Genomic DNA, 14,100 nt, shown 5'->3' on the forward strand with positions numbered 1-14,100 from the left:
CCCATGACCCAAGCGAGTACACTACTACAGCAGGCAGAGTCGCAGTGCCATATTCGCGGCGTCCGCTTCACCCCTATTCGCCGACGCGTGCTGGAGATGATTGCCGAAAATGGCGGCGGGCTAAAAGCCTACGACCTGCTGGATAAGCTCTCTACCGAGCATGCGGCCGCCCGCCCTCCAACAGTTTATCGGGCGCTGGAGTTCTTGATTGATCAAGGCTTGGTGCATCGCATTGAGTCACAGAACTCCTATGTGGCCTGCGCTTGCCCGGAGCATGCTCACGGTTTTCAACTACTCATTTGCCGTCACTGCGGTTATGTCGAAGAGCTGCACCTAGACGAGATCAGCGATCAACTGGCAGCGCTGGCAAAACGCCAGGGCTTTAACGTTGAGCGCCAAACCATTGAGCTTCAAGGGCTCTGCCAGGATTGTCGAACAGCTAGCGAGTAAATTTATGTCCCGTTTTGATCAAGTTGCGCCGGATGCCCTCTTTAAACAGCTTGAGCGAGCCACGGCCGAAGATAGCCTGCCCGCTGTTGCTACTCTGCTAGCGGCGGTTCGCTTTAATGCTGATGGCTTGATCCCTGCCATTGCCCAGCAGCACGACTCCAAAGAAGTGTTGATGATGGCATGGATGAACCGTCAGGCGCTGGAAGAGACCTTAGCCAACCGGCGTGTCTGCTACTATTCACGCTCGCGGGGAAAATTGTGGCGTAAGGGCGAGTCATCGGGTCAGCAGCAGCGGCTAATCTCCGCCGCGCTTGATTGCGATGGCGACACGCTATTGTTACAAGTGGAGCAAACGGGCCCCGCTTGCCACACCGGGCGTCGCAGCTGTTTCTATATTGCTGTGGACGGAGAGCAGGCCTCAATCACCAGTAATCCGCTGATTGATCCCGACGATCTTTACGGCAAAAAAAACGACTCATAGTCATGACTCGAATGATATCAGTCCTGCGCTCTGGTCCGCGGTGGGCATTGATGAAAGTGATGATTGGCTGCGTAAGAATCTACCAATACACACTCAGCCCGCTTTTAGGCCCGCGCTGTCGCTTCTGGCCAAGCTGTTCGTCTTACACGATTGAGGCGATTCAGGTGCACGGGCCCATAAAAGGCGGCTGGATGGCAGTCAAGCGCATCGTTAAGTGCCATCCAGGCAATCCCGGAGGTATGGATCCAGTGCCCGGCGGCCGCAGCGAAGAGCTATGCCGGGAGGAGGATGAAAAGGCATCATCGCCCTCCTGCTGTGATCATCACTCTCGCTAGCCCGTGTTCTTACTTCTGGTTTTCCTACTTCTGCTGTGCAACTGTGTAGATCTTCTCCAGCATGGCATGCAAGCCGTTGCTACGCGTCGGTGACAGATGTTTATCCAGGCCTAAATCAGCTAAAAAGTGTGGCTCAGTGGCACGGATTTCAGCGGCTGTGCGCTCGCTATAAATACGCAGCAATACGGCGATCAGACCTGATACGATGGCTGCATCCGAGGTCGCTTTGAAAACCAGCTTATCGCCCTCCTCCTCATGGCGCATCCACACGTTTGACTGACAGCCCTGAATTTTAAACTCCTCGATCTTCCATTCTTCGGGAAAGACAGGCAGCTGCTTACCCATATCGATAATGTACTGATAACGATCCATCCAGTTATCAAATATCTCGAAATCTTCGATCAGCTCTTGCTGGGCCTGCTCGGCGCCGGAAGTGCTCATGCTATTTCCTTCTCTCTTGGTATTGGCGACTGATATTTTGAGTCATAAGATTTTAAATCTTCTCCATTATAACGGCTTGAGGGGCATTGTGTCTGAAGCAGCCAATCGATGGCGTTGTTGCTCGCGATGCCACTCATGGTCTTCGGTATGCAGGTAGCGTGAGGTGGTATCGAGGCGCGCGTGACGGGCGCTTTCGGCCAGATGGCGCAGACTAATGCCTGATTGAGCCTGATGGGTAATCGATGTGTGCCGTAACCAGTGCGGCGTTGCCAGGCGGAGTGCGGCAATATGTTCAGGTGCGCCGCCGTTATCTTCAAGTGTTTGCGCCGCCTGCTGAAACGTAGCCCGAATAAGCCGATAAAGTTGGTTATGGCCCAGGCCGCGCAGACCATCCAGGGTGCGGAGCACCGGTGCTTCAACTTCAAACTGATCTGGGTGTTCAGGCAAGCCCAACACTTGGCGCCACTGGCACAGACAGTCCAGCATATCGTCGGGCAGCGGAACGCGCGCCATTTTGCTGCCCTTACCCACTACATGCCACCACCAGCGCCCTTCGCTGCGCTGGAAATCGCCCATATGCGCATCCGCCATCTCGCTAATGCGTGGTGCCAGCAGATAGGCAAAGCCAAAGATAAAGCGCCGCCGGGCCTGTTCAAATCGAGCACGACTGCCCTCATCAGCCTTTAACGGCCTATTCAGCCACTGCCATAGCCATGCCCATAGATCGCTTTCTAGATAGCGCTCAATACGCGGCCTCTGATTATTCAGGCGGCGCGATTTATCGCGCATCAAGCGAAACGGGTTGTGGTTCACCCACCCTGCTTCTACCAACCAAGTAAACATACCTTGCAGTATCACCAAGCTTTGGCGTCGGCTGGAAGGTGATAACGCACCGCGAAATGGCCGCCACGAGGGATGCGCACGGGGTTTAGAAGGCCCTATCCACTGCTCGCTGGGCTGTGGGTCGGCGAGAAAAGCCTCAAAGCGGCGTAGCGTTTCGCGGTTGATACTGGTCAGCGTAAGCCCTTGGCTTGCCAGCCAAAGCAGCAGGCGTTCCGCTTCTCTACGGTAGGCTTTCCAAGTTTGCGGGCTATCCACGTACTCTTCAAGCCATGCCGTCACTGCTTGGGCATCGTTTTGGGCGCTAATACGTCCGCCACTCGGCAACTCATTTAGCGACGATAGTTGGCCAGTGCATGTCATTACATCGTTCGCCATACCCATCTCTACTCTCTTAAGGCCTTTCTTTAAAAGCCTCCTGCTTTTCCTGGCCTAAAGTGTGCCGTTGTAGTCGTATAAATTCAAGATAATACGGGTAATCTTGAATTTATTGCCCTTATCGTAAGAATAATTACGTATTACATAATACGTAATTATTGCCTTTTGCCCAACATATCCCGACAATAGAGCTCTCCAATCGGTCAATAGCCATGCTCGGTCGCAGAACTATCTTGATCAGCGCCATATTGATCAAAGCTATGTCGATCAGAGCTATGTTGCTAAAAACTTTGAAAGAAAGGACGAGACCATGGCCCGCAACGGCATTCAATACAGCGATGTTCAGCAAGCTATAGATGCCCTCTTGGCCCGGGGCGACACCCCCAGCGTGCAGCGCATTCGCGATGTACTGGGTACCGGGAGCTTCACAACGATTAGTGACCATTTTCGCTTGTGGCGCAGTGAGCGGGAGCAGAACCGCGACGTGCCACCTCCTAAGGGTGTGCCGGAAGTCGTGGTGTCCATGACTAGCGAGCTGTGGCGCGAGGCCCAGGAGGTGGCGAATCAAACCCTGCTCCACTATCGCGAAGATGCCAATCGCCAAGTGGCAGACGCCCAGGAAGTTGCAGAGGATGCAAAACAGCAGGCGGCTAATGCCGAACAGCGTGAAAGCTCCCTCGCCGAGCACCTGCGCCACTTAGAACAGCGCATGCAACAACGCATGGAAGCGTTAAACCGGGAATTAGCAGTTAGTCAAACCAACGAACATCACTGGCACCAACTAGCCGAGGCGTCAAAAAGTGAAGTCAATCAGCTGAAGAAGGCGCAAAAGCAGTTAGAGAGCCAGGTAGATACGCAGCGTGATGCGCATAGCAATGCCCTCAGCCAGCAACAGGTAGTGTGGGAGCAGCGGCTAGCACAGGAAGAGCAGCGTCATGAGGCGGCCGAAGGAAGGCTAATGGCGATGCTGGATGCGGCCCAGCAGACGCGTGCCCAAGAAGAGAAGAGTTTCCAAAAACGCTTGCAGCAGTCTGAGCAGCGTATGGAGACACAGAGTCAGGAGCTAAAGACAAAGCAGCAGGCCCTGCATCAACTTCAGTTGGAAGCCAGCGAACGAGAGCAACAGCTTAGTGAGCAGAAGCAGCAAATCACATCGTTGGAGAAGCAACAGCAAGCGCTCACCCAGCGATTAAATGAGTCCAAGGCCGCGCTAAACAGCCAAGCCCAGCAGCAAGCCGAGCGCGAAAACGCGCTACAACAAGCATGGCAAGAGAAGCTCTGGAGTCGCATGGAGGCGCTCCAAACGCAGCTAACAGCGCTTCCAGATGCACTTTCAAACCAGAGTGCCAGGGACGATGCAAAGGACAATAAATCAGAACAGTGATTAAAGGTGAGTTCTTAAAAGAGTGCTCTTAAAAAAGTGTTCTTAAAGGAGAGGCGTAAAAAAGCCCAGCTATTCAAGGCTGGGCTCTTGACCGACTATCGTTAATTTAACGGTAGTAGGCGTTGGTGGTATCGCTGTGATCGGTAACGTCCCGGATACCGGCAAGCTCCGGAATGCGCTCCATCAGGGTTTTCTCAACGCCATCTTTTAGGGTTAAATCAACCGCTGCGCAACCCTGGCAGCCACCGCCAAAGGCTAAGATAGCGTACTGCTCTTCGGTGAGCTCAACCAGTTTGATTTCACCGCCGTGAGCCGCCAGCCCAGGATTAATCTCGCTGTAAAGCACGTAATTGATACGGTCTTCCAGCGGACTATTCGCATTAACCTTGGGCATCTTTGCGTTGGGCGCTTTAATGGTTAGCTGACCGCCCATGCGATCGGCGTTGAAATCCACCACCGCCTCTTCCAGAAAGGCCAAACTGTTTTTATCGAGAAAGACGTTGATTTTCTCAAGTTCCAGCGTGACATCGGTAGGCTCTTCTTCACCTGGGCGGCAGTAAGCCAGGCAAGTTTCCGCGTAGGGCGTGCCGGGCTGGGTAATAAAAATGCGCACAGCAATACCCTCAACGTTCTGCTTTTCCAGCAGTTCTGCCAAGTATTCTTGCGCACTATCAGTAATATCAATACCTTGGGTATCGACACTGGTTTCTTTTTCGCTAGTCGTGGTCATGAGGGCTGTCTTCCTCCCGTGGTAGTGGCGGCGCCACTTCACATGTCATTTGTGTCTATGGTAAGCAAAACAGCGCGCTGACACAATCCCGACTGTTTTAGTAGGCTATTTCAGTGTTGCTTCTCAAGATCGCGTAGTGATTGTCTTTACTTATGCAAGGTATAGCGCTTCCCAGGGGCGCCTTTTGCTATCCCTTTTGTTATCATTATGCGCCTTATAACGACAGATGCTGCTTTTTCGACGATAACAACATCCCCTTTGACGACTGTGACGCTGGAGAACTCCCCCTGCCATGGCTGATAGTGCTTTGATCGCAACCCTCACCCAACGCCTTGCCGAACGTATCCTGATTCTGGACGGCGGCATGGGTACCATGCTGCAGAACGCCCAGTTGAGCGAGGAAGATTTTCGCGGCGAGCGGTTCAGCGATTGGCCCTCGGATCTCAAAGGCAATAATGATCTACTCGCGCTTACCTGCCCCGATGTGGTCACGCGGATTCACCGCGACTACCTGGAAGCCGGTGCCGACATTATTGAGACCAACACCTTTAACAGTACGCAGCTGTCGCAGTCGGATTATGGGATGGAATCGCTGGTGGTTGAGCTCAACCGCGAGTCAGCGCGCCTGGCCCGTGAGGTGTGTGATGCAGTGGCCGCCGAAACCGGCGTGCCTCGCTATGTCGCCGGCGTGCTAGGCCCCACCTCGCGCACCGCTTCACTATCGCCGGATGTGAATGACCCGGCCAAGCGTAACGTCACCTTTGATGAGCTGCGCGAGAACTACTACGAAGCCGCGGAAGCGCTGATTGCAGGTGGTGCCGATCTGATCATGATCGAAACCATCTTCGATACGCTTAACGCCAAGGCCGCGATCTATGCCTTGGAAGAGCTATTCGATGATCGTGGCGAGCGCCTGCCGGTAATGATCTCCGGCACCATTACCGATGCCTCTGGCCGTACGCTCTCAGGTCAAACCACTGAAGCCTTCTGGAACTCCGTGCGCCATGCTCAACCACTGTCGGTGGGATTGAACTGCGCATTGGGCGCAGAAGAGTTGCGCCCCTATTTAGAAGAGCTCGCCACCAAGGCTGACACCTTCGTTTCGGCGCACCCCAATGCGGGCCTGCCCAACGAGTTTGGCGAGTACGACCAAACACCGGAGGAGATGTCGGAGATTGTCAGCGAGTTTGCCGCCAGCGGCTTAGTCAATATCATCGGCGGCTGCTGTGGCTCTACGCCTGAACATATTCGCGCTATTGCTGATTCTGTTCGCGATATGGCGCCGCGGGTCATCCCAGAGCGCAGCCGCGCCTGCCGTCTATCCGGCCTAGAACCGTTCAACATCGAAGCTGACTCGTTGTTCGTCAACGTCGGCGAGCGCACCAACGTCACCGGCTCGGCGCGTTTTAAGCGGCTGATTGTAGAAGAGGACTTCACCACCGCGTTAGAAGTTGCCCTTGAGCAGGTCGAAAGCGGTGCTCAGGTCATCGATATCAATATGGACGAGGGCATGCTCGAGTCCAAGGAAGCTATGGAGCGCTTTCTTAACTTGATCGCTGGTGAGCCGGATATTGCCCGTGTACCGATTATGATCGACTCCTCCAAGTGGGAGATCATCGAAGCGGGCCTAAAGTGCGTTCAGGGCAAAGCGGTGGTGAACTCGATCTCGCTGAAAGAAGGCGAAGCCGCCTTCCGTGAACAGGCGACCAAGTGCCGCCGCTTTGGTGCCGCTATTGTCGTAATGGCCTTTGATGAAGACGGCCAGGCAGACACCTTCGCCCGCAAAACCGAAATTTGTCAGCGCGCCTATCGCCTGCTGGTGGATGAAATCGGCTTCCCCGCCGAAGATATCATCTTCGATCCGAATATTTTTGCCATCGCCACGGGCATTGAAGAACACAATAACTATGCGGTCGACTTTATCGAAGCGACTCAGTGGATTCGCGACAACCTGCCCCACGCCATGATCTCCGGCGGTGTCTCTAACGTCTCGTTCTCGTTCCGCGGCAACAACCCGGTGCGCGAAGCGATCCACTCGGCGTTTCTTTATCATGCCATCCGCGCGGGCCTCACCATGGGCATCGTCAACGCGGGCCAGCTCGCTGTTTACGACGACCTCCCCGCTGAGCTGCGCGATGCGGTTGAGGATGTGGTGCTTAACCGACGTAGCGACGGCACCGAGCGGCTGCTGGATATCGCTGATAAGTATAAAGGCGACGGTAGCGGCGCGGCCAAGAAGGAGGATCTCGAGTGGCGCAGCTGGCCGGTCAATAAGCGTATTGAACATGCGCTGGTCAAAGGCATAACGGTTTATATCGAAGATGACACTGAGCAGGCCCGCGCCGAAGCCGAGCGCCCGATTGAGGTCATCGAAGGCCCGTTGATGGACGGCATGAACGTGGTCGGCGACCTGTTTGGCGATGGCAAGATGTTCTTGCCGCAGGTGGTTAAGTCGGCGCGAGTGATGAAACAGGCCGTGGCCTACTTGATTCCCTATATCGAAGCCGAGAAGAGCGAAGAGACCAAGGCCAAAGGCAAGATCGTAATGGCCACGGTCAAAGGCGATGTTCACGATATCGGTAAAAACATCGTCGGCGTGGTCTTGCAATGTAATAACTACGAAGTCATTGACCTTGGTGTGATGGTGCCCGCCGACAAAATCCTCCAGGCGGCCAAAGAGCACAACGCTGATATTATCGGCCTTTCGGGGCTGATCACTCCGTCGCTGGATGAGATGGTCCACGTGGCTAAAGAGATGCAGCGTCGCGGTATGGATCTGCCGCTGCTAATTGGCGGTGCGACCACCTCAAAAGCGCATACCGCGGTGAAAATTGAGCCGCAGTATGAGCACCCAGTGATTTATGTCACCGATGCCTCCCGCGCTGTGGGCGTCGCGGGCAAGTTGCTCACGCCTGCTTTAAAAACACCCTACATCGCCGAGATCCGCGAAGAGTACGAGAAGGTTCGCGAGCGCAACGCCAAGCGCCGCCCCAAAGCGGCGGATCTGGACTACACCCAGGCGCGCAAACGGCGTTTCCGCACCGATTGGAACGCCCACACTCCCGCCGAGCCCAATATGCTTGGACTAAGAACTTTCGATGACTACGATCTCGAAGAATTGATCGAGCGCATCGACTGGACGCCGTTCTTTATGAGCTGGCAGTTAGCGGGCAAGTATCCCAAAATTCTCGATGATAACGTCGTCGGTGAAGCAGCCCGTAACCTGTTTGAAGATGCCAAGGTAATGCTGCGCAAACTGGTTGAAGAGAAACGCGTTCAGGCCCGCGGTGTTATCGGCTTATGGCCCGCCAATAGCGTTGATGACGACGTGATTGAGGTCTATGCGGATGAGTCGCGCAGCGAAGTCGTCGAGCGCTTGCATCATATTCGTCAGCAAACCACCAAAGGCCGCGACGGTATCTGCTACAGCCTGGCCGACTTTATTGCCCCCAAAGAGAGCGGCAAAGCCGATTGGATTGGCGGCTTTGCGGTCACCACCGGCCACGGCGTCGATCAGCTCTCTAAAGCTTATGAGGCTGCAGGCGACGATTACAATGCGATTATGGTACAGGCATTGACGGATCGCCTGGCGGAAGCCTTTGCCGAACGCATGCACGAACGCGTGCGCAAAGAGTTCTGGGGCTATGTGCCGGAAGAAACCCTGGATAACGACGCCTTGATCGCCGAGAAATATCAGGGTATCCGCCCTGCCCCTGGTTACCCCGCCTGCCCAGATCACACCGAGAAAGCCACGCTATTCCGGCTGCTCGATGCCACTGAAAACACAGGCTTAGCGCTGACCGAAAATTTCGCCATGTGGCCCGCAGCGGCGGTTTCCGGCTGGTACTTTGCTCATCCGCAGTCGAAGTACTTTTCAACCGGTAAGATCACCAGGGATCAAGTTGAGGCAATCGCCGCGCGTAAGCAGATGCCCCTTGAAGAAATGGAGCGCTGGCTCTCACCAGTTCTTTCCTACGACCCGAGTTAATTAGTGCTGTTTGTCGCTCGACGCCACGGCAAGGTAATTCGCCTTGCCTTACCCATCATGCTGGGTATGCTGTCGCAGAGCATGCTCAACTTGATCGATGCCGCGCTGGTGGGACATTTGGGCGAGGTAGCACTGGCGGGTGTAGGCGTGGGCGGTTACGCCATGTTTATGCTCACCGCTATTGTCTTTGGCCTCTCCTCCAGCGTGCAGTCACAAACCGCCCAGCACAAAGGCGCTACCCACGCGAATATTGCCCAGCCGCTGCATACGGGGCTTATGATCGGGCTAGCCATCGCCCTGCCGCTTTCTCTCTGGGCTTGGTGGCAAGCACCTCTACTTATTGGCTTGATTACCCAAACGACTGATGTGCAAAGCGTGGCCGTGGACTACTTCCGCTGGCGCGTGGTGTCGCTAACGGCCATTGCCTTAACACTCTGTTTTCGCGGTTACTGGAATGGTCGACAACAGACCCACCTCTATTTGCGGATTATCGTGGTGGTTCATTTGCTCAATGTGGTGGCTAGCGCTGGATTGATTTATGGTTTGTTAGGGCTGCCCGCCCTGGGAGCCAGCGGTGCAGGTGCAGGCACTACGCTGTCACTGTTTGTTGGCTTAATCGTTTGGTATTGGGTCAGTGCTAAAGGTACTTCTGGCGCATCTCTTTTGACCCGTTTGCCAAGTCGAGACACGCTGAAAGCAACGCTGGCGCTTGCTGTCCCTCACTCTATTCAGCAGTTCTGGTTTGCCTCTGGCTATGCGGTTCTATTCTGGTTACTAAGCCAATTAGGCACAGCGAGTGTAGCGGTTGGGCATGTGTTGATTAACCTGTCGTTACTGCTAATTTTACCGGGGGTGGGGTTGGGCGTTGCCGCCATGAGCCTAGTGGGAGAGGCGATAGGACGTGATGCGCAAAAGGAGGCCCACCGCTGGGGGCTGGATGCCTTGAGTGTTGCTTGGCTACTGCTTACTATTCTGGCACTGCCGATGCTGTTCATACCCGAAAGCATATTAGGCGTGTTTTTTGACAGCCAGGAATTGATTGCCCTTGGTAAGCTGCCACTACAGATAACCGGCATCATGATTATTGTCGACGCGGCCGCGTTGGTACTTGCTCAAGCGCTGATGGGGGCAGGCGCTCAGCGCACGGTAATGACCCTTACACTCGGCATGCAGTGGCTGCTTTTTCTGCCCTTAGCGTGGTGGGTAGGTATTGAGCTAGACCAAGGTTTACTCGGCATATGGTTAATGCAGCTACTCTACCGATTACTTAACTCGGCTGGCTTTTTATGGGTATGGCAGCGTCGCCAATGGCTCGCTCCTGCCCTTTAAATTATTAGCTGGGCTTGAATTGCGCTGCAGCTATGCGTTAAAACAGCGTTCTAAATAGCTTTTAGAGATAAAAAGATAATTATATATTCTTTTGTAGAATATGACGCCCGCGTTAAGGTGACTCACTATTAACGTCCGTCTCAACGTGACCATTTCGCTTTTAGCAGGATCGTGCCCCATGTACCGTTATGATATTCACGACCAAACCCTGGTTGATGAGCGTGTTGCTCAGTTCCGTGACCAAATGGAGCGCTACCGCGCCGGGCGTTTGGGAGAGGAAGAATTCCGCCCCTTGCGGTTGCAAAACGGCCTCTATATTCAACGCCATGCGCCCATGCTGCGTATAGCGATTCCTTACGGCATGCTGGCGGGCAGTCAGTTGCGTGCCCTGGCAGACATCACCCGCCGTTACGACCGCGGCTATGGCCACTTCACCACGCGGCAAAATTTGCAGTTGAATTGGCCTGCGCTTGAAGATGTGCCAGATATCCTGGCTGATCTAGCCAAGGTACAGATGCACGCGATTCAAACCAGCGGTAACTGCATACGTAACACCACCAGCGACCAGTTTGCCGGCATCGCCAACGATGAAGTGGAAGATCCTCGCCCCTGGTGTGAGTTAATCCGCCAGTGGTCGACTCTGCATCCGGAGTTCGCCTATCTGCCCCGCAAGTTTAAAATTGCGGTCAGCGGTGCAGCCCAAGACCGTGCAGCGATCCAGGTTCACGATATTGGCCTGCGCTTTTGGTACAACGGCGACGGTGAGCTGCGTATTAAAGTGTTGGCTGGTGGTGGTCTGGGCCGTACCCCGATGATTGCGGACGTAGTGCGCGAAGACCTGCCCTGGCAGCATCTGTTGACCTACCTGGAAGCCTGTGTACGGGTTTACAACCAGTTTGGTCGCCGGGATAACAAGTTTAAAGCGCGAATTAAGATCCTCGTTAAAGCCCTGGGCATTGAGGAGTTCCGTCGCCGGGTGGACGAAGAGTGGGCGCACCTGAAAGATGGCCCACAAACGCTTAACCAAGCAGCCGTGGATGCGGCCAAAGTTCACTTCCCTGAACCTGACCGCCGCCCAGTAGCAGAGAGCGCGAACGAAGATTTTGATCGTCTACGTGCTGAAGACCGCAGCTTCGCGCGCTTTGTCACCAATAACGTCACAGATCACAAGGTGCCCGGTTATAAAGCCGTGACGCTGTCGCTAAAACGCCGCGAACACGCGCCTGGTGACGTCACTGCTGATCAAATGGACGCCGTAGCCGATTTAGCCGACCGCTACAGCTTTGGTGAAGTGCGTGTCACCCACGAGCAGAACCTAGTGCTTTCTGACGTACCGGTAGACGAGCTGGAAGCACTGTGGAAAGACCTTGAAGCACTGGGCATGGCAAACCCCACTGTGGGCACGCTGAACGACATTATCTGCTGCCCTGGCGGTGACTACTGCAGCTTAGCCAATGCGGTTTCTATCCCCATTGCCCAAGCGCTACAGGAAAAGTTTGAAGACTTGGACTTCCTGTATGACCTTGGCCCGCTGGATCTGAATATCTCCGGCTGCATGAATGCCTGTGGCCACCACCACGTGGGCCATATCGGCATCTTGGGCGTGGATAAAAAAGGCAAAGAGTACTACCAGATATCGATTGGTGGTAACTCCACCGATGATGCCTCGCTGGGCAAGATTCTGGGACCGTCGTTTTTCCGCGAAGATGTACCGAATGTGGTTGAGAAAGTGCTGGATGTTTATGTGTCGCAGCGCCACGAAGACGAACGCTTCCTGGATACCTACCGCCGTATAGGCTTAAAACCCTTTAAGGAGCGTGTCTATGCCTAACAACCCTACGCCTAATAAAACTGATGAGGTGCAAACTGAAGCGGTTGAGCCGACACCGGTTCATGTTGATCACTTGATTGCTAACGGCGAGTTAGCGGCGGAAAACGCTTGGTGTGTCTCCTACGATACAGACACCCTTCCCGAACAGCGCCCGGCGTTTGTACCGCTGGCGGTGTGGCAAGCCAATCAAGAAGACGCTGAGTTGGCACCGTTACTCACCAGCGATACCGAGCTGACGGCCGAATTAGGCAAACAGCTTGGCAATGCCGCAGCCATCGCGATTGATTTCCCCGCCTTTACTGATGGCCGTGGTTACTCCATCGCTCGCCTGCTTCGCGAGCGATATGACTACCATGGTGAAGTGCGCGCTGTAGGCGATGTATTGGTTGATCAGCTGGATTACATGCGTCGCTGTGGTTTCAGTGCAATGGCCCTGCGCGACGACCAGCATCCAGACGATGCCCTGCGTGCGCTAAGCTTTATCAGCGTTCGCTACCAACCCGATGTGGAAGAGCGTCAGGCGTTGTTTGAACGTCGTTTAGGCACTAGGGATTAAGCGCACGTTCCATCTATCAAGTAATGTCAAAGGGCAGCGTCAGCTGCCCTTTTTATTTGTGAACAGCTTTATTGTTAAACCGTTACCCCCGCCGCTTTTGCTGACGCTCGCGGTTATTGGTTTTGGCGCGATCGCTTTTGCGTAGCATTACCCAGGTAGCGCCTAGCCCTCCTTCTGTAGACTGTGCGGATACGTACGCCTGTACTTCCTCAAACTGGCAGAGCCACTTGGCAAGGTATGAACGCAGGACGTTTGCGGGACTATCAATCTCACGCCCGCGGCCATGCACGATCATAACCGAGCGTAAATCGTGGGCGTAGGCCTCTTGAATGAAAGGGAACAGTATGCGGCGGCACTCACTGAGTGGACGCCTAAGCAGGTGGAGCTGCGCCTGGACGCTGTAGCCACCGTATTTTAATTTATCGACCACGCCCTGCTGAATGCCCTCGCGGCGATACTCCATGGGATCAAAGGGAGGCAACAGATCGACAAAGTCGTCAGATAGAAAGTTGCGTGCGCCCATCTCTTCCTCTGCCCACTGCCGCCGAGCTAATTGGGATTCAGAAGGGCTTTTGCGATTAGCGCCTGGATCAGCACGATTCCTTGGGGGCAGCGGTTTAACATCACCTACGAGAGCACAAAAATCCAGATCATCACGAAGTGGCTGATTCATTGCAGGCTCCTCCGGCAGGGTTTAATGACTATCCTAGCAAACCCTTGCACGTTGATGCACTTGGCTTGAGTAGATAAAAAAGTCGATAACATCCGTTGATTAAATACGGGCTTGCCATCATCCGGTTGGCAAGCCAAGCTATGCTGCCACAACTTAATCATCCAGTGAGAGGCTTCATGGCTTGGCTAAAACGCCTTTTTATTTTAAGTGGTGTGGGGCTGCTCAGCCTAGCCGGGTGGCTCTGGTTAACCATGCTCAGCCCGTGGTTTTATGACCGCCCCGATGATCTCCCCGCTATCGAACAGCGCACCCATCAAGTCTTTGTGTATGGCACGCTACGCTATGCCCCTATCCGCTTGGTCGTCATGGGTGGCTTCGGCGCCCCACAGGAAGCCGTACTAGAGGGGTACCAGCGTAGCGGTCTCGACCTTTCACCCCAGCCTGGGAGTAAAGTGGAGGGTCTATTATTGCGTGTGGATGCTGAAGAGCTAGCTCGCCTCGATCGCTATGAGCGACTAGGTGTTCGCTACGAGCGGATGGCGATAACCCTCGATGATGGCTCCCGCGCTTGGGTCTACCTGCGCTTGCCAGAGCGACAAAATGCCTCTGCACCGCACGCGGACTTTCCGATAGCTCTGGTACCATAGGCACCTATGCTTTGCCGTATTACAGAGCCCGATTGCT

General features: G+C 54.5%; 13 protein-coding genes. 9 read left to right on the forward strand and 4 right to left on the reverse strand.

The window, feature by feature from the left end:
- The first annotated feature begins 3 nt into the window (after positions 1 to 3).
- The 3 genes from KUC_RS15895 to yidD are packed head-to-tail and all read left to right on the forward strand — an operon-like array spanning position 4 to position 1,266.
- Complete coding sequence (locus tag KUC_RS15895) at positions 4 to 450, forward strand: transcriptional repressor (protein WP_007114248.1); 447 nt, start codon at positions 4 to 6, stop codon at positions 448 to 450.
- A 4-nt stretch (positions 451 to 454) separates the two neighbouring features.
- On the forward strand, positions 455 to 931 hold the full coding sequence (gene hisI, locus KUC_RS15900) for a phosphoribosyl-AMP cyclohydrolase (protein ID WP_007114249.1): 477 nt from the start codon (positions 455 to 457) through the stop codon (positions 929 to 931).
- Between the two features lie 2 nt (positions 932 to 933).
- The gene (yidD, locus tag KUC_RS19460) at positions 934 to 1,266 is read left to right on the forward strand and encodes a membrane protein insertion efficiency factor YidD (protein ID WP_083825787.1); all 333 of its coding nucleotides are present in this window, start codon (positions 934 to 936) and stop codon (positions 1,264 to 1,266) included.
- A 24-nt stretch (positions 1,267 to 1,290) separates the two neighbouring features.
- On the opposite strand, the gene KUC_RS15905 is transcribed toward yidD, so the two are convergent.
- Together KUC_RS15905 and KUC_RS15910 are read right to left on the reverse strand one after the other, a co-directional pair.
- Positions 1,291 to 1,707 carry a SufE family protein gene (locus KUC_RS15905; RefSeq protein WP_007114251.1) on the reverse strand — a complete coding sequence of 139 codons (417 nt, stop codon included), beginning with the start codon at positions 1,705 to 1,707 and terminating at the stop codon, positions 1,291 to 1,293.
- Positions 1,708 to 1,773: 66 nt separating this feature from the next.
- The gene (locus KUC_RS15910) at positions 1,774 to 2,925 is read right to left on the reverse strand and encodes a tyrosine-type recombinase/integrase (protein ID WP_244264823.1); all 1,152 of its coding nucleotides are present in this window, start codon (positions 2,923 to 2,925) and stop codon (positions 1,774 to 1,776) included.
- Between the two features lie 310 nt (positions 2,926 to 3,235).
- Here KUC_RS15910 and KUC_RS15915 point away from each other — a divergent pair, with 310 nt between their 5' ends.
- On the forward strand, positions 3,236 to 4,309 hold the full coding sequence (locus KUC_RS15915; protein ID WP_007114253.1) for a DNA-binding protein: 1,074 nt from the start codon (positions 3,236 to 3,238) through the stop codon (positions 4,307 to 4,309).
- Between the two features lie 106 nt (positions 4,310 to 4,415).
- On the opposite strand, the gene nfuA is transcribed toward KUC_RS15915, so the two are convergent.
- Positions 4,416 to 5,039: a Fe-S biogenesis protein NfuA gene (gene nfuA, locus KUC_RS15920; RefSeq protein ID WP_007114254.1), complete on the reverse strand. Its 624-nt coding sequence runs from the start codon at positions 5,037 to 5,039 to the stop codon at positions 4,416 to 4,418.
- A gap of 292 nt (positions 5,040 to 5,331) precedes the next feature.
- Between nfuA and metH the strand changes: the two genes are divergently transcribed.
- From metH to KUC_RS15940, 4 genes are all read left to right on the forward strand, one after another.
- On the forward strand, positions 5,332 to 9,027 hold the full coding sequence (metH, locus tag KUC_RS15925) for a methionine synthase (RefSeq protein WP_007114255.1): 3,696 nt from the start codon (positions 5,332 to 5,334) through the stop codon (positions 9,025 to 9,027).
- Positions 9,028 to 9,030: 3 nt separating this feature from the next.
- A complete protein-coding gene (locus KUC_RS15930) occupies positions 9,031 to 10,356 on the forward strand; it encodes an MATE family efflux transporter (RefSeq protein WP_007114256.1) in 1,326 nt (441 codons plus the stop codon).
- A 178-nt stretch (positions 10,357 to 10,534) separates the two neighbouring features.
- On the forward strand, positions 10,535 to 12,187 hold the full coding sequence (locus KUC_RS15935) for a nitrite/sulfite reductase (RefSeq protein ID WP_007114257.1): 1,653 nt from the start codon (positions 10,535 to 10,537) through the stop codon (positions 12,185 to 12,187).
- Positions 12,180 to 12,743, forward strand: coding sequence for a DUF934 domain-containing protein (locus KUC_RS15940; protein WP_007114258.1), 564 nt, complete (start codon positions 12,180 to 12,182; stop codon positions 12,741 to 12,743). Before KUC_RS15935 ends, KUC_RS15940 begins: the two co-directional genes overlap by 8 nt.
- A gap of 82 nt (positions 12,744 to 12,825) precedes the next feature.
- On the opposite strand, the gene smrA is transcribed toward KUC_RS15940, so the two are convergent.
- Positions 12,826 to 13,416, reverse strand: a complete 591-nt coding sequence (smrA, locus tag KUC_RS15945) for a DNA endonuclease SmrA (protein ID WP_007114259.1) — start codon at positions 13,414 to 13,416, stop codon at positions 12,826 to 12,828.
- A gap of 176 nt (positions 13,417 to 13,592) precedes the next feature.
- Here smrA and KUC_RS15950 point away from each other — a divergent pair, with 176 nt between their 5' ends.
- Positions 13,593 to 14,063 (forward strand): gamma-glutamylcyclotransferase family protein, encoded by a 471-nt coding sequence (locus KUC_RS15950; protein WP_007114260.1) that lies wholly within the window; start codon positions 13,593 to 13,595, stop codon positions 14,061 to 14,063.
- Positions 14,064 to 14,100: the final 37 nt, after the last annotated feature.

This window comes from Vreelandella boliviensis LC1 (genome assembly GCF_000236035.1).
Classification (GTDB): domain Bacteria; phylum Pseudomonadota; class Gammaproteobacteria; order Pseudomonadales; family Halomonadaceae; genus Vreelandella; species Vreelandella boliviensis.